The sequence below is a fragment of the Cellulosilyticum sp. genome (assembly GCF_982396655.1).
On the sequence record NZ_CEVXFV010000021.1, the window covers coordinates 24,007 to 38,549 of the forward strand.

Here is a 14,543-nt window from a genome sequence, read left to right on the forward strand (position 1 = left end):
AGCTATTCTAAATCATTCATTGTGATTTAGAATAGCTCCTTTATTGTGCTTCTTCTTGTAAAACTAGGAGACAAAAGACTACTTACTGGAATGGAAAAAAATCGTTTGAAACGCTTCCCGTTACTTCTCACTTTAACCCTCGCCATAGTCTATTCTGGCTGAGGTGGGGTCTCCTCTAATTTCTAAAACATAATATTGTGATACTATCTCTAGTACTATATACTTATATGCTCTAAATGTGGCACTCTTCGTCTCATTATCCCAACTTACATCTACATTTAAGGCTCTAGCTACTTCTGCTACTGGAATAAATGTTCTACCTTGATCTAATGTGGCTGGTGCGCTCATTGTAGTTGGCACACCATTTATAAACATTTCTTTACTCCATAAAGTAAGCTGCACAATTTGTTCTCCATGGATTGTGACGATTTTCTTTTCATTATCCCATTCTACTTGGCTTTCATCTAAACCAAGGGCATATGCTACATATTTGACTGGTAACATTGTACGGCCATATTTATTATAAGGTTTTACATCCATCGTTTTCGCTTGGTTATTTACAGAATAGATATTTTTATTAATCGTAAAAACTGCTGTTGTCTTAACTTCTAGGTTCACATCACCGATTTTCATAAAAACCTCTAAGGCAATTGGATCAATAGCCACATCCACCGGCTTTTTAACTTGCAAAACAGGTTGTGTCAATTCTTTATCACCAAGTGCTCTTCCTGCTACTGTCACATTTACCTGTCCTTCAGACTCAACTAAAGACGTATTTACTTTTACTGCAAGATTTTGTTTAAGAAGCTCAGTATCAATTGATGGTACACTAAAACCTATTACCTTTTCTTCTTTATAAATAGGATCATAAAATTTAGTTTCATTATTAAGAGAAACCTCTACTTTGTCCTTACTATTTAATGCTAAGTTCACCCCACCATTAAATGTAATATCTAATTCTCTTTCTTTAATCATAGAATCAGCCACGGCTTCTTCAAGACTAAAGTTAACAAGTGTACTTTCTCCTGCATACGCCTTTTTATCTGGATTTGCAACTAAGCTTATACTATAGTCTTGTACCTTAGCTATCTTACTTGTAATTGTTTCAATTATATCCCCTTGAAAAGTAGCCTCGATAACATTATTAGCCCCCTTCTTATCCGTCATTAACTTTAGGCCTTTTATCATAAAAGTTTCTTTAGACATTTCATCTGTTCCATTGGGCAAGGTCATTTTTAATGTATTTTTACCGACAACTTCAAAGGCTTCTGTCCCTGCTTCTAAAGATTCAAAGCCTTTTATGCCCTTGATTTTTGCCTCTGAAACATCCCATTTATAATCTTCATTATTAAGGGTTACTATAACGACAGTGTCCTCCCCCCTATCTTCTTAAAAATTCTAAATTTTATTTACTTTTATCTTTTCATGTACTATACTAGCAATAGGTAATATATTACGTTTATTATTAAGGAGGTTCATCATGTTTTTGATTTTATCTGATGATGCTCATCAAAGTGTTGGAAAAAGACTCTATGAAACCTTACATACGAAAACTAATGATGTACAATATATCTCTGTCTCAAATTTAAATATTAGTACCTGTTATAATTGTAATTACTGCCATACAAAAGAATATGGCAAATGTTGCATCAAAGATGATATGCAGCAACTTCTTTACGAAGTAGCTAAAGCTACACATACTATTTTAGTGTGTCCATTAAGTTTTGGAAGCTATTCTTCAAAGATTAAAAAAGCCTTCGACCGCCTAGTTGTCTTGGGGGATACACATTACTACGAGGTAAATGGCGAATTAGTCAAAGGCACTAATACTGCTCAAGGTGGCATATGGGCCATTGGCGTCAAAGACCACTGTAATCTTGAAGAAGAAAAGCTTTTCACACATCTCGTAGAAGAAAATAGAAAGATTATGAATGTTAAGGGTAAGGGCATTGTAGTTGAGGAAAATCCAGACCAAGATAAATTAAATCAATTTGCGGAGGTGATTCTTAATGCCTAAGTTTTTAATACTTAATGCAAGTCCACGAGAAAATGGCACTGCCCATATGCTTTGCATGCGCTTACAGCAAAGCTTAGCTGGAGATTATATGAGCCTTTATCAAAAGCCTCATTCTTTAGAATCATTACTTTTAAAGATTAAACAAGCTGATACCATCGTTCTTGTGGGTCCTTGTTATGTGAATACCTTTCCCGGTCAGGTCACAGAGCTTTTTGAATACTTAGCTGACCACACCAAGGAACTTCAGGGTAAAGTATGGTACGGCATCATAGAAGGTGGTATGCCTTACACACATACACACCAATCAGGACTTAAACATCTTGAATACTTCTGCAAGTCTTGTGGCATGTCCTATAATGGCGGTTTCATGATTACAATGGCACCTCTACTCAACGGTCAACCTCTAGAAAAGCATAAAATGGCAAAGAAGATTCTCCCTGCCTTTGAGCAGTTTACCAACGCTATTAAAACCAAGTCCGTTTCACCTGATAGCTTATATGAAAACCTAGAAGGAAAAATGTCCCTCATCTTTACAAAATGCTTTGCATTCTTCATGAGCCATATGACAGATAAACAAATCAAAGCTAACGGATTTGATCCTAAGCAAAAAAGTCCTTATTGCTAAATGCTTTCACAGTTTCATCTTAAAATGTTTTATACTGACTGACATCCATCACAAATATAGTGACACCACCTGCTTCCATTTCAACGGGAAAGGTCATGGCAGCCTCTGGGCAGCGATATATGGCTGATGCAATTAATGTTGTATATTGTGTTTGTTTACGTTTGCCTGCCTTTCTTCTTAAAATATCAATTGCCTCCTCAAGACGCTCCGCTTCTATTCCCATCATAATCGTAACGTTTTCCTTCTTTAAAAAACCACCGTTGCTACTTATTTTGGTAGCACAGATATTACGCTTATTAAGTAGAGAAACCACAGCCTCATAATCCCCACTTTGTAAAATAGCTATTATCAATTTATCAATTTTCCTTTCTCCTGCCATATCGTTTCACCCCTTTTAATAGAAAAACTAAGTCCTTTACTATAAATATATTTTTCAACATATTAAATATGTCTAAGTATATTTCACATAACTAAAAATCATGAATAACTAAATTTTATAAATGTGAAATCTATATATACTTTTGATTTTTATTAAATATTTTAAATATTATTATATTTTAAAAATACTATCTGTTATAATTAGCATAGGGATTCCATATATATACTACTTTTTATTAATCCTCTACTACACAAAATAAAGGAGTGACTCTTATGAAACTAGCACAAACACCACCTATGGGCTGGAATAGTTGGGATTGTTATGGTGCTTCTGTTACAGAAGCTACAGTTCGTTCTAATGCAGAATTTATGGCAAATCATTTAAAACAATATGGTTGGCAATACATTGTAGTAGATATTCAGTGGTATGAACCAACTGCTGAAAACCATGAATATCATAAGTTTGTACCACTTGAAATGGATGAGTATTCTAGGCTGCTTCCTGCTGTTAATCGTTTTCCTTCTGCAAAAGATGGACAAGGTTTTAAACCACTTGCCGATTACATACATTCTCTTGGCCTAAAATTTGGTATTCATATTATGCGTGGCATTCCTCGCCAGGCTGCTCATCAACACAGTGCCATTAAAGGTACATCAATTACTGCCAATGAGATTGCAAACCCTAATGATGTCTGTGAATGGAACCCAGATATGTATGGCATTCATGCAAATGCACCTGGTGCTGCCGAGTATTATAACAGTTTATTTGAACTCTATGCTTCTTGGGGTGTTGACTTTGTAAAAGTTGATGATATTTGTAGAGAATTTCGTATTGGAGAGATTCAGCTCATTCATAATGCCATTAAAAATAGCGGACGTGAAATGATTCTTAGCCTTTCTCCAGGCCCTGCACCACTGGAACATGCAGAGGAATTTAAAGAACTTGCTAACATGTGGCGTATTACAGATGATTTCTGGGACAAGTGGGAGCTGCTTTATGATATGTTCTCCCGCAGTGAAAAATGGTGTACCCATTCTGGACCTGGTAGCTGGCCAGATTGCGATATGTTACCTATCGGACCCATTCTCCAAGATTACAAAAAAGAAAACTGGACCAAATTTACAAAAGATGAGCAAATTACAATGTTAACACTGTGGTGTATGATGCGTTCCCCCCTTATTATTGGTGGCGACATGACTGGCTTTGATGACTTTACAATGCGTCTTTTAACCAATGAGGCACTACTTGAAATCGTTAATCATACCCACTCTGCACATCAACTCTTTAGGCGTGGTGAAGCTGGTAAAGAACAAATTGCCTGGTTTACAACTCATGAAGAAAAGGGCTACTACCTCGCCCTCTTTAACTGTGATAACCAAGAAGCAACCCTTACAGCTACCTTACCGATTGATGGTACCTATAATGTTTATGACATCTGGGCAAAAGAGGAAATTGGGAGCTGCACGCAAGTACTAAGTGCCAAAGTTCCTGCTCATGGTGCTAAAGTTTATCGTTTATTACCATGTGAATAAGACAATATAAAAGGAAAGTGTACCCTAAAGGGCAGAGACCTTTTTTAGTCTCTATCTTTTAGAGTACACTTTCCTTTATGATAAAACTTATAATACTGGGATACCTTTCTTGCATATTTCAATCCATTGGCAATCCCCACAAACACTATTTAACTGCTTTTGTTCTATAATTTGAGTGTATGCTAAATTTTTAAATTTACCGTAGTTTAATACTTGTCCTTCCTTAAGTCCGCAGAGCTTTGCTACTTGCTGATCATATCGTTCTACCTTACTTTGAGAAGTACATCCTTCCCCAATCATATTCGGGCACTTCTCACAAATAGCATCTTTTCCTAAGATAATTTCTATTTCATTCTCATCCTTAAGTGCCTTATGGATATTTCCCATATTGATTACAAAATCTGAAGAATAGCCCTTCCCTTCAAAGAATGTTAAACATAATATATGATGTGGTCTCAGTCTAAGCTTTAACATAAGGACCTACCCTCTTTACTATAATTAAAGCCAAAGCAATTTTCACTAAATCTGGAATTACATAAGGAAATACACACCATCCAAGTGCAGTTATCACCCCAACAGCACCTGATGTTTTCGCATAGAAATACATAAACCATGCAGTTCCAAAAACATAACACACAATAAGTCCACCTACCATAGCAAGCGCCATAACCCATGCCTTCTTACCAAACTTATCTATAATTGTGCCTGTAATAAGTGCTGAAAAAATAAACCCTATAATATAGCCTCCTGTATTTCCCATAAGTACACCTATACCACTATTAAATCCAGCAAATACAGGTACGCCAATCATCCCTAGTAATATGTATACAATAAGCGACAACGTTCCTCGCTTTGTTCCCAGTAAACCAACTGCCATAAAAATAGCAAATGTCTGCATGGTAAAAGGAATCGTCATAGGTACCGAAATCCAAGAACAAATAGTAATTAATGCGGTAAAAAGTGCAATGTATGCCAAATCAGTAGCTGTCAATTTTTTAGTCGTTGATGCTTCATTCATTATCGTATCCATTTTTACCTCCACACTTATATGATAAGTAAATTCTAATCATTTCACCTTTATTTGTCAACTCAATGATTTCTCAAAGTTTACAATTATTGTCATCCTATTTAAAGATGATAAGGAACTTCCCCTCACGGCAAATCTTCCTTTGCCGCTTGGGAATTAATCCTATTACTTTTCTTTAACTTGCTTCTTACTCATATAAGAATAAATTGGCAGACCTATGAGCGTGATAATGATTCCGCCTATTGAAATATAGGTATCTGTAATAAGTTGATTGATTACAACAAATAAGCCGCCTACTATAGCAATTATAGGAATTACTGGATATAAAGGCACCTTATAAGGCCTATCAAGTTCTGGTCTTGTCTTTCTTAATATGATAACGCCAATAAATGTTAAAACATAAAATGCCCATACTGCAAATATGGTTAAGTCAGATAATAAATTAAATTGACCTGTTAAAGCATATAAACAAGCAAGAATTGCCACCAACCAAATTGCATTGTATGGTGAACTTCCTTTATTAACTTTAGAAATAGTTTTAGCACCTGGTATTAAACCTGCTTTACTTAATACATAAGGTATTCTTGACCCTGTCAAGATATAGCCATTGGTTGTCCCAAATACAGAAATCAAAATACCTGCTGAAATAAGCTTCCCACCTATATTACCAAATAACTTCGTAGCAACTAAAGAAGCTGGTGAAGTAACACTTGCAAGTTCACTAGCCGGTGCAACCCATAAGTAGGCAATATTAATCGTTAAGTAAACTGCCATCACCAAAGATAATCCGCCTACAATAGCTATTGGTAAATCCTTACCTGGTTCTTTCATTTCACCTGCTATTGCCCCTACGTTAATCCAACCATCATAGGCAAACAATGTGGCAATCAAAACCTTGCCTGCCATTGTTGCTACATTTACGTCTTCTCCTACCATAGGACTAAAAATAGGCGTACTATTTCCCTTTATAAATCCAAATATAATAATCAGTGCTAAAGGCACTAACTTGCCTACTGTTGCTATGGTCTGAATATATCCTCCCAATGAAGACCCAAGCACATTAAAAAAGGCTAATAGAATAATTAACCCTAAGGCAATAGGTAATATGATTCCTCTATTACTTGCTTCAAATCCTAAAAGTTCAGCAGCTTGTTGGGCGAAAATTACTGCCGAAGCTGCAATTGTCCCAGGGAAAAATAATACGGTCTGCATCCACCCCGTTAAAAAGCCATAACGTTTCCCATATATTTCTTCAATATAAATCATCATACCGCCTGTCTTAGGAATGGCTGCTGAAACTTCTGTAGCTGTAAGCCCTCCTGTTATGGTGACGATACCACCTAAAATCCATGCAAGAATACCGAATCCCGGTGCACCGTTTGTGGCTGTATAGATTGCTTGTGGCTTAAAAAATACGCCTGATCCAATGACTAAGCCAACTACTGTAGAAATAGCTGCTGAAATCCCTAAGTTCTTCTCTAATTCTTTACTCATAACTGCCTCCAAGTCCATTAATGTTATGAAACTAGTATTTCCCATTTCCTTATAAATATAATTGTCCTTTTATACAGGTACATCACATCCTTTTAGCCAACTAAAAAGGAAGTAGCACTTATTAGCTTATGCTACTTCCTTTTATTTATCTTTTATTTATCTCTTATTTATCTCTTATTTATCTTTTATTTCTTTTGTCTTTTAAGCCTCACGCTGCTCAAATTCTCTTTTAATGGCTTCTAATAATTCATGCTCTCTTAGAACCTTTAATCCTGTTAATGCTAATGCTTTTGCTGATAAACTGAGGCCTTCATCTGCCTTTTTAGAGGCTGCTGCTACTCTGAATTCTTCTGTATGGGCAGCAATAGGGCACTCTGAAATAGCAATGGTTGGTTGAATCGTAGGAATGACATGGCTTACATTTCCAGTATCGGTTGACCCTACTTCCCTTAAGATTCTCTCTTCGACACGCTCCCCTAAGCTTTCCATCTCTTCTGCAAAGACTTCATCCAATGTTTTATTAGGTGCTAAGTCCTCCACCATATTTTGAATCGGTGCATATTGTGCTGTGCAGCCTGTCATATTTGCCGCACCATCTGCAATATTATACACCTTCTGTATAAGAGCTTCTAATTTCTTAGCAGTCGCTGCTCTTAAATAAAAACGTGCCTTTGTATAATCAGGAATGATATTAGCTGCTTTTCCGCCATCTAAAATTACCCCATGGATACGTACATCTGAAGTCACCTGCTGTCTTAGAGCATTAATGCCATTATAAAATAAAATCATAGCATCTAAGGCATTGATGCCTTCTTCTGGCATAGCTGAAGCATGAGCTGATTTGCCGAAGAACTCAAAATCAATAGGCGCTACAGCAATAGCTGTACTTGTTCTTTGTGTATAAGAAGAAGGATGTACCATCATTGCCACATCTGTCCCTTCAAAGACTCCAGCCTTTACATAACTTGCCTTGGCACTGCCGTTTACACCGCCTTCTTCTGCTGGCGTTCCAAATACCTTGACTGTACCACCTACTTCTTCAATACACTGACCTAAGGCAATGGCTGCTGCCGTACTGCTTACCCCTATCATATTATGGCCACAAGCATGACCTAAGCCTTCTAACGCATCGTATTCAGCTAAATACCCAATAGTTGGTCCTTCTTTCTTAGAGGTCTTAGTCGCAATAAAGCCTGTATGATAACCTGCAATATCTTTTTCCACCTCAAATCCTGCTCCTTCTAACGCTGCAATTAGAAGGGAAGACGCATAGACTTCTTTATTTCCTACCTCTGGATTGGCATGAATCTTATGACTCATATGTACCCAAATTTTTGTTGATTGATCAATATATTCGATGATTTGTTTACGTGCTTTCATATTATTTTCCTCTTACTTTAAAATAATGGGATTTGTGCGCCTCCATATACCTTATTAATTAATTCTTTTACTGGCTCTGTTCTATAAATCTCAACTAAACGTTTAAGTTCAGGGCGTTCCTCATCCCCATTTCTAACTGCAAAAATATTATAGTAGTTTTTTGCATCTTCATTATTAATATCTTGAATGTAAATAGAATCCTCCAATGGTTTAAGTCCTGCTGTAACCGCTACATTACTATTGATTACACCTAAATCAATATCCTGAAGAGAACGTGGAATAATATTAGGGTCTACTGAAGTAATTTCTAAGTTTTTAGGGTTCTCTATAATATCATTGACTGTTGGTGTTGCTCCTACACCTTCTTTTAATTTAATGAGCCCCGCTTGCTCTAAAATAATAAGGGCACGCCCACCATTTGTAGCATCTGTTGGAATAGCCACCTTAGCATTTTGAGGTGTATCACCAATATCTGTCACTGTTTCTGAGAAAACTGCCATTGGTGCAATCACGCTATATCCGATTGAAACTAAGTCTAAATTACGATCTTTGATAAATTGATTGAAATAAATTTCTGTCTGGAATGAATTAATATCAATTTCTCCTTCTGCTAAAGCTATATTAGGTTGAATATAATCTGAAAAACTTACCACTTCTAATTCAATATCTTCTTTAGCTAATTCATCTTTAATATAATTCCAAATGGTAAAGTCTGTACCATTTACACCTACCTTAATTTTTGTGTCTGCACTTGTGTTACTGCCACATCCTGTAAAAACACCTAAAATACTAATGAATAAAATGCTTACGATTAATCTCTTTAAATTTTTCATACTAAATCCTCCTTATAATTATGAATAATATATTTACCTTATCTAGATTTCTTATGGAACTGCTATCTGTTTTATCTCTACTTATATGACTCTATTAATGAGTTAACTTCCTAGCCACTATATCACCTATGGCCTGAACAATACTTACAAGAATAAGTAATAAAATAACGGTGACAATCATAATGTCTGTCTTAAAATATTGATAGCCATATTGAATAGCAAAGCTACCAAGTCCACCGCCACCTACAGTTCCAGCCATCGCTGAAAAGCTAATTAAACTAATAACGGATAAAGTAATGGCATGAACAATGCCTGCTAAGCCTTCAGGAATAATCACTTCTTTAATAATCTGAAATGGACTAAATCCCATAGCTCTAGCTGCTTCAATTACGCCTTTGTCAATTTGATAAAGCGCTACTTCTACTTGCCTTGCAATAAAAGGGGTTACGCCTACAATAAGTGGCACATAAGCACCCTTAGTACCAATTGTTGTCCCTACAATCCATCTTGTAAAAGGTACAATAGCTGCAATAAGAATCACAAATGGCACTGACCTAAAACCATTGACCACCTTAGATAGCACACTATAAACTCCTTTATTTTCTAAAATATGCTTAGGACTGGTCACTAACATGAGTATCCCTAATGGGATTCCTAGTACTGATGAAATAAGTGTTGCTACGGATACCATTTGAAGTGTTTCCCCTAAAGCTTTCATCATATCCGGGAAAAACTCCACCACATTAGGCATAATTTGCATTAATAATTCTCTCATCCTCAATGACCTCCATTTCTACTTTTTGTGTTCTAAGATATTCAATTGCATCTTTTACGGCTTCTGCCTTGCCTTGTAAATCAATGACTAAATTGCCAATCCAAGTGTCTTGTAATTTTTCTATATTTCCTACAGTGATATTAGCTTCAATATCAAATCGTCTTGAAATATCTGATATCAGTGGTTTCCCTGATGATTCTCCTATATATCTCAAATGAAGAAGTTTTGCAATTTCCCCTACCTTTGGCTGACTAAAACGTTCATAATGGAAATCCTTACTTACAAATTCCCTTGTAATATGACTCTTAGGCGTACCAAATACTTCGACTAAGGAACCTATTTCTAAGAGTTTCCCCTTTTCCATTACCGCCACCTTGGTACAAATTTCTTTAATAACTTCCATTTGATGTGTAATGAGTACAATAGTAATCCCAAGCTGTTCATTAATTTCCTTTAATAATTTTAAAATAGACTTTGTCGTCTGAGGGTCTAAAGCTGAAGTTGCCTCATCGCATAAAAGGATTTTAGGATTAGTTGCTAATGCTCTAGCTATAGCTACTCTTTGTTTCTGTCCACCACTCAGCTGAGATGGGTAAGCTTTGATTTTATCTTCTAGCCCTACAAGTTTTAAAAGCTCCTGTACACGTGCTTCTTTTTCTCCCCTGCTAAGCTTGGTATATTTTAAGGGAAACGCAATATTCTCAAAGACATTTTTACTTTTCATCAAGTTAAAATGCTGAAAGATCATACCAATTTCCTTTCTCACCTCTCTAAGTCCGGCTTCACCAAGTTCACTTATTTCTTGCCCCATAACTTTCACCTGTCCTGATGTCGGTTGCTCTAGGCCATTGATACAACGAATCAATGTACTTTTTCCTGCCCCACTATAACCAATGATTCCAAAGATATCACCTTTTGTAATCTCCAGTGAAACATTATCTAAAGCCTTCACTTCTCCGCCATTAAAAACTTTTTGTATATGCGTTAATTTAATCATTTACTTATCTCCTTACTGTTTCTATCACCTAGCATCTCTACTGTATGCTTTATTCAAATATTTAATTTTTGTTATTGGGGAGCAAAAAAGCCCCGCCTCTATAGCTAAATTGCTATAGAGGCGGGGCTATATATATTACGCCACGCGGTACCACTCTATTTCACCTGTATTTCACAATACAGACCTCTTCAAGTACGGCATAAATTAAACTACATCTTAGATTTAATCTATGGTTATACTCTATCGCTATAACAGGCGAACCCGTTGTAACCTTAGTTCTAGAACTTCAGCTACACTGCTCCAAGACCATGTTCAGTTTACTATTCTTTGCTTCTTCTCAGCTCCCGAAGCTCTCTGGTAAAAGACCTCATAAACTTACTCTTCTTTTCGTTGCATTTGTTATTTTTAAGTTATCGTCATCTTAGCATATGTGTTTTTATGAATGCAAGTAATTTTTTATTTTTTATGTTAATTTTGTTAATTTTTTATATGAAATTATTATTATCCATTCTAATTCCTAGTATATTTACACATTTATCTATTTACCTAAATATTAGGTAACCATTTTCTCCATATCTTGCTTTGTTTGCATATATTGGGTATGCCCTCTTTCTAGAGTTTCTAGTTCTTCCTCATACCTTTCCTTCTTGAGGTGTTACCATACACTATTCTCCTATTTTATAATTAAGATATTATCCTTTTTACTCTATAAAAAAAGCACCAATTCTTATAAAATTGGTGCTTTCTATGGAGACGAAGGGACTCGAACCCTCTACCTCTTGAATGCCATTCAAGCGCTCTCCCAGGTGAGCTACGCCCCCTTTTTCTTAATTTTATAATACTTATAATTATTTTTCAATATAATATAGTCTATTAATTCCAAATTATTTTCACCTCTATAGCATATCACTTAATGTCTTATAAAATAATCAACTACAAATTTATTGCACGTTCATATAATCTTCTATAAGCTGCATGGCTATACTGCCCTTTCTTACCTTTTCCTTAGCTATTTCAATCTTAAACCATTCAGCTTGGTCAACTTCAGTTGATATATTAAAATCAGCCTTTTTTACCTGTGCTACATAACCTAACATCAGCATATCTCGTTTCTCATAATAATAACTTTTTATATATTTTATAGCTTCCACCTTAAGTCCCAACTCTTCCCCTACTTCTCTTATAGCTGTCTCTTCTGCTGTTTCCCCCGTTTTAATATAACCTGCGACACATACATAATTCGTAGTTGAAACATAACCTTGCCTAATTAAGGCTACTTCACCCATTTCATTGATTGCAAGTGTTATCGTACATGTATAAGGCAAGTCAAATATAGGCCTTTCACATTTATTGCAGTAAGGCATTAAACCCTCATCACCTATTTCTTTCTGAACTAACTTTTCTCCACAATGTGGACAGTATGTAAATTTCATATTCATTCTCCCTTTAATTATTTAATACAATTCTCATGTCCTTTGCTTTGAACACATTGCTACAATCAACTTCACATATTGTATTACTCATCATAATATACCCCCTGTATTTTTAAGATTATCCAAAATAAAAAATCCTAGAACATAATGAATCAACTCGTTTAATTATGTTCTAGGATTAGTCTCTTTTGTACGTAAATACAATTTCTAAGTGATACAACCTTTTTAGTAACTTATAATTTAGCTGAAAATTCTTTCCTTCGATAAATATAAGTGTCATTACTTGCCAAAGTAATACAGTTGCCCCTGCATTAAGTGCTGTCGTAAGTAATGTTTCTCCTCCTATCTTCCTCAAATAGAACCAAGCTATAAATAATATAACCGACATAAGCATATAATAAATAATTCGTCTTATACCAGTATTTACAATTTTTCCTTCAAACTTTAGTTTAGAATCATAGTAATATGGAATTGCTTTAAACACGGCAGCTTCTTTTTCCTCATCATATATCCGCTGAGGTAAACTAATTTCTAAATAAAGTGCATCTACCTCTGCCATTGTTTTAAAGTATTCATAAATAAAATCATTAATATCGTCACGAAGTAATCTTTTTTCTAAAATATTTCCATCAAATTCATTAAATAGTTCTTCATAACTTTCTACTTGTATAGGGATTTTCGTTTTAATATTGCTTCTCATCATTAAACTACCACTTCGAATTTACTTATAATAACATTATAAGTTTTTAAATATAAAGCACTGAAATAATGAATACACCCCTGACAAAATAAAATACAATCCTACTACGGTTGCAATTGTAATAATACTAAGGATTGGATTTATAAATGTAGCAAGTCCTATAAGTACCATAATAATACCTACTATGAGAAAAGCCCACCAGCATGAATTACTCTCACCCTTGAAATGGAAGGCATGACAAAATGTAAAGATTCCTTTTAAAATAATCCATACACTAAAGAATAATGGTAAAAAGTCTGCCATGACTATAGCCACATTTGAGAAGGTTACAATGAGTCCTAATATGATACTTACGATTCCATCAAATAAGACCCATCCCCCTCCCTTTATCTCCTTGCCACCATTAAAATAATATACTACTGCTGAAATACCATCTAATAGTACACTTATTCCCAATAGCCACGCTACTGAAAGTAAAGCAGCTCCTGGGTTAATTAAACAATATACCCCTACTAAAATCATTAAGATAGATGTGATAATCCAAAATATGCGAACAAATGTATTCATAGCAAATGCTCCTTTCATACCTTAGCTTATCCCAAAAAATATTATCCTATCCGCATCTATCACTTTGCTGCTTCATTATATATTGTTATACACATTATGCTTTATGAAAAGCTGATTTTGGCTTACCACAGATTGGACAAGTGTAATCTTGTGGCAACTCTTCAAATGGTATTTCCCCATCATAAATATAGTGGCACACTGAGCATTCATATTGTACAGTCTCTTCTTCTGGCTGAATTATAGTATCACCCTTTTCTGAATGATAACTTACTTTTCCTGCTTTTAAATCTCTGTAAAAAGCATAAGTCATTGGTTCTTCATTATCCACCTTATCTGCTTCAATCACTTCACCAATAAATAGAGTATGTGACCCTAAATCTATAGCTTCAATCACCTTACAAGAAAGTGTAGCAATTGCTCCCTCCTTAATAACAGGTGAACCTAAAGAATCTGTTTCATAAGTAATCCCCTCAAACTTATTCTTATCACGTCCACTCTTAAATCCAAAATGCGCAATTTGCTCTAATGTGGCATGTTTGCCAAGTACAGAAATACTGAATTTCTTAGATGCCCCAACCATATAATTCGTTAAGTTTGTCTTTAAGACAGATATACTTACTTTAGGTGTTTCTGAAGCTACTTGTTGGCATGTATTGATAATACAAGCGTTTTTTGCACCATTATTCTCTGTGCCTAAAATAAATACACCATAAGATAGTGTAAATAATGCTGTTTGATCCATAATTCATCTCCTTTATTACCATTTAATGTATTTTTAGTATAT

Annotated in this window: 16 protein-coding genes, 1 tRNA gene and 1 other annotated feature; of the genes, 3 read left to right on the forward strand and 14 right to left on the reverse strand. The window is 35.2% G+C overall.

The genetic code is table 11. The features are described 5' to 3' along the window. Positions 1-132 precede the first annotated feature (132 nt). Positions 133-1,188, reverse strand: a complete 1,056-nt coding sequence (locus AC1VAQ_RS10570; RefSeq protein ID WP_479903884.1) for a copper amine oxidase N-terminal domain-containing protein — start codon at positions 1,186-1,188, stop codon at positions 133-135. 292 nt (positions 1,189-1,480) lie between these two features. Here AC1VAQ_RS10570 and AC1VAQ_RS10575 point away from each other — a divergent pair, with 292 nt between their 5' ends. Next, complete coding sequence (locus AC1VAQ_RS10575; RefSeq protein WP_302599946.1) at positions 1,481-2,017, forward strand: NAD(P)H-dependent oxidoreductase; 537 nt, start codon at positions 1,481-1,483, stop codon at positions 2,015-2,017. Next, a complete protein-coding gene (locus tag AC1VAQ_RS10580; RefSeq protein ID WP_302599945.1) occupies positions 2,010-2,642 on the forward strand; it encodes an NAD(P)H-dependent oxidoreductase in 633 nt (210 codons plus the stop codon). Before AC1VAQ_RS10575 ends, AC1VAQ_RS10580 begins: the two co-directional genes overlap by 8 nt. Positions 2,643-2,661: 19 nt before the next feature. Here the strand turns inward: AC1VAQ_RS10580 and AC1VAQ_RS10585 are convergent, their stop codons facing one another. Beyond that, positions 2,662-3,021, reverse strand: a complete 360-nt coding sequence (locus AC1VAQ_RS10585; RefSeq protein WP_479903885.1) for a cyclic-di-AMP receptor — start codon at positions 3,019-3,021, stop codon at positions 2,662-2,664. A 272-nt stretch (positions 3,022-3,293) separates the two neighbouring features. Between AC1VAQ_RS10585 and AC1VAQ_RS10590 the strand changes: the two genes are divergently transcribed. Next, positions 3,294-4,553, forward strand: a complete 1,260-nt coding sequence (locus AC1VAQ_RS10590; protein WP_479903886.1) for a glycoside hydrolase family 27 protein — start codon at positions 3,294-3,296, stop codon at positions 4,551-4,553. 87 nt (positions 4,554-4,640) lie between these two features. On the opposite strand, the gene AC1VAQ_RS10595 is transcribed toward AC1VAQ_RS10590, so the two are convergent. The 12 genes from AC1VAQ_RS10595 to AC1VAQ_RS10650 all read right to left on the reverse strand — a co-directional run bounded on the left by AC1VAQ_RS10595 (position 4,641) and on the right by AC1VAQ_RS10650 (position 14,501). Then, positions 4,641-5,027 carry a DUF1284 domain-containing protein gene (locus AC1VAQ_RS10595; protein ID WP_302599942.1) on the reverse strand — a complete coding sequence of 129 codons (387 nt, stop codon included), beginning with the start codon at positions 5,025-5,027 and terminating at the stop codon, positions 4,641-4,643. Beyond that, the gene (locus tag AC1VAQ_RS10600) at positions 5,014-5,583 is read right to left on the reverse strand and encodes a biotin transporter BioY (RefSeq protein ID WP_302599941.1); all 570 of its coding nucleotides are present in this window, start codon (positions 5,581-5,583) and stop codon (positions 5,014-5,016) included. Before AC1VAQ_RS10600 ends, AC1VAQ_RS10595 begins: the two co-directional genes overlap by 14 nt. 162 nt (positions 5,584-5,745) lie before the next feature. Then, entirely contained in the window at positions 5,746-7,074 is a 1,329-nt protein-coding gene (locus tag AC1VAQ_RS10605; protein ID WP_302599939.1) for an APC family permease, read from the reverse strand. A gap of 201 nt (positions 7,075-7,275) precedes the next feature. Continuing rightward, entirely contained in the window at positions 7,276-8,454 is a 1,179-nt protein-coding gene (locus tag AC1VAQ_RS10610) for a M20 family metallopeptidase (RefSeq protein ID WP_303244270.1), read from the reverse strand. 17 nt (positions 8,455-8,471) lie between these two features. Further along, complete coding sequence (locus tag AC1VAQ_RS10615) at positions 8,472-9,287, reverse strand: MetQ/NlpA family ABC transporter substrate-binding protein (RefSeq protein ID WP_302600061.1); 816 nt, start codon at positions 9,285-9,287, stop codon at positions 8,472-8,474. Between the two features lie 94 nt (positions 9,288-9,381). Then, entirely contained in the window at positions 9,382-10,062 is a 681-nt protein-coding gene (locus AC1VAQ_RS10620) for a methionine ABC transporter permease (RefSeq protein ID WP_303244271.1), read from the reverse strand. Continuing rightward, positions 10,031-11,059, reverse strand: coding sequence for a methionine ABC transporter ATP-binding protein (locus AC1VAQ_RS10625; RefSeq protein ID WP_302600059.1), 1,029 nt, complete (start codon positions 11,057-11,059; stop codon positions 10,031-10,033). The genes AC1VAQ_RS10620 and AC1VAQ_RS10625 overlap by 32 nt, the downstream gene beginning before the upstream one ends. 113 nt (positions 11,060-11,172) lie before the next feature. Further along, positions 11,173-11,459, reverse strand: a binding site (T-box leader). A gap of 348 nt (positions 11,460-11,807) precedes the next feature. Further along, a tRNA-Ala gene (locus tag AC1VAQ_RS10630) sits at positions 11,808-11,880 on the reverse strand. 120 nt (positions 11,881-12,000) lie between these two features. Then, positions 12,001-12,492 carry an NAD(+) diphosphatase gene (locus tag AC1VAQ_RS10635; protein WP_302600058.1) on the reverse strand — a complete coding sequence of 164 codons (492 nt, stop codon included), beginning with the start codon at positions 12,490-12,492 and terminating at the stop codon, positions 12,001-12,003. Positions 12,493-12,670: 178 nt separating this feature from the next. Continuing rightward, complete coding sequence (locus AC1VAQ_RS10640; RefSeq protein ID WP_302600057.1) at positions 12,671-13,195, reverse strand: hypothetical protein; 525 nt, start codon at positions 13,193-13,195, stop codon at positions 12,671-12,673. Between the two features lie 33 nt (positions 13,196-13,228). Continuing rightward, a complete protein-coding gene (locus tag AC1VAQ_RS10645) occupies positions 13,229-13,759 on the reverse strand; it encodes an HdeD family acid-resistance protein (RefSeq protein WP_302600056.1) in 531 nt (176 codons plus the stop codon). A gap of 94 nt (positions 13,760-13,853) precedes the next feature. Next, entirely contained in the window at positions 13,854-14,501 is a 648-nt protein-coding gene (locus AC1VAQ_RS10650) for a flavin reductase (protein ID WP_302600055.1), read from the reverse strand. Positions 14,502-14,543: the final 42 nt, after the last annotated feature.

Coding starts and splice junctions, on each gene's coding strand:
- AC1VAQ_RS10620 (WP_303244271.1), bottom strand. CDS start 10,062: ATGAGAGAATTATTAATGCAAATTATGCCTAATGTGGTGGAGTTTTTC.
- AC1VAQ_RS10595 (WP_302599942.1), bottom strand. CDS start 5,027: ATGTTAAAGCTTAGACTGAGACCACATCATATATTATGTTTAACATTC.
- AC1VAQ_RS10615 (WP_302600061.1), bottom strand. CDS start 9,287: ATGAAAAATTTAAAGAGATTAATCGTAAGCATTTTATTCATTAGTATT.
- AC1VAQ_RS10650 (WP_302600055.1), bottom strand. CDS start 14,501: ATGGATCAAACAGCATTATTTACACTATCTTATGGTGTATTTATTTTA.
- AC1VAQ_RS10585 (WP_479903885.1), bottom strand. CDS start 3,021: ATGGCAGGAGAAAGGAAAATTGATAAATTGATAATAGCTATTTTACAA.
- AC1VAQ_RS10570 (WP_479903884.1), bottom strand. CDS start 1,188: ATGATAAAAGGCCTAAAGTTAATGACGGATAAGAAGGGGGCTAATAAT.
- AC1VAQ_RS10590 (WP_479903886.1), top strand. CDS start 3,294: ATGAAACTAGCACAAACACCACCTATGGGCTGGAATAGTTGGGATTGT.
- AC1VAQ_RS10605 (WP_302599939.1), bottom strand. CDS start 7,074: ATGAGTAAAGAATTAGAGAAGAACTTAGGGATTTCAGCAGCTATTTCT.
- AC1VAQ_RS10575 (WP_302599946.1), top strand. CDS start 1,481: ATGTTTTTGATTTTATCTGATGATGCTCATCAAAGTGTTGGAAAAAGA.
- AC1VAQ_RS10640 (WP_302600057.1), bottom strand. CDS start 13,195: ATGATGAGAAGCAATATTAAAACGAAAATCCCTATACAAGTAGAAAGT.
- AC1VAQ_RS10635 (WP_302600058.1), bottom strand. CDS start 12,492: ATGAAATTTACATACTGTCCACATTGTGGAGAAAAGTTAGTTCAGAAA.
- AC1VAQ_RS10580 (WP_302599945.1), top strand. CDS start 2,010: ATGCCTAAGTTTTTAATACTTAATGCAAGTCCACGAGAAAATGGCACT.
- AC1VAQ_RS10610 (WP_303244270.1), bottom strand. CDS start 8,454: ATGAAAGCACGTAAACAAATCATCGAATATATTGATCAATCAACAAAA.
- AC1VAQ_RS10625 (WP_302600059.1), bottom strand. CDS start 11,059: ATGATTAAATTAACGCATATACAAAAAGTTTTTAATGGCGGAGAAGTG.
- AC1VAQ_RS10600 (WP_302599941.1), bottom strand. CDS start 5,583: ATGGATACGATAATGAATGAAGCATCAACGACTAAAAAATTGACAGCT.
- AC1VAQ_RS10645 (WP_302600056.1), bottom strand. CDS start 13,759: ATGAATACATTTGTTCGCATATTTTGGATTATCACATCTATCTTAATG.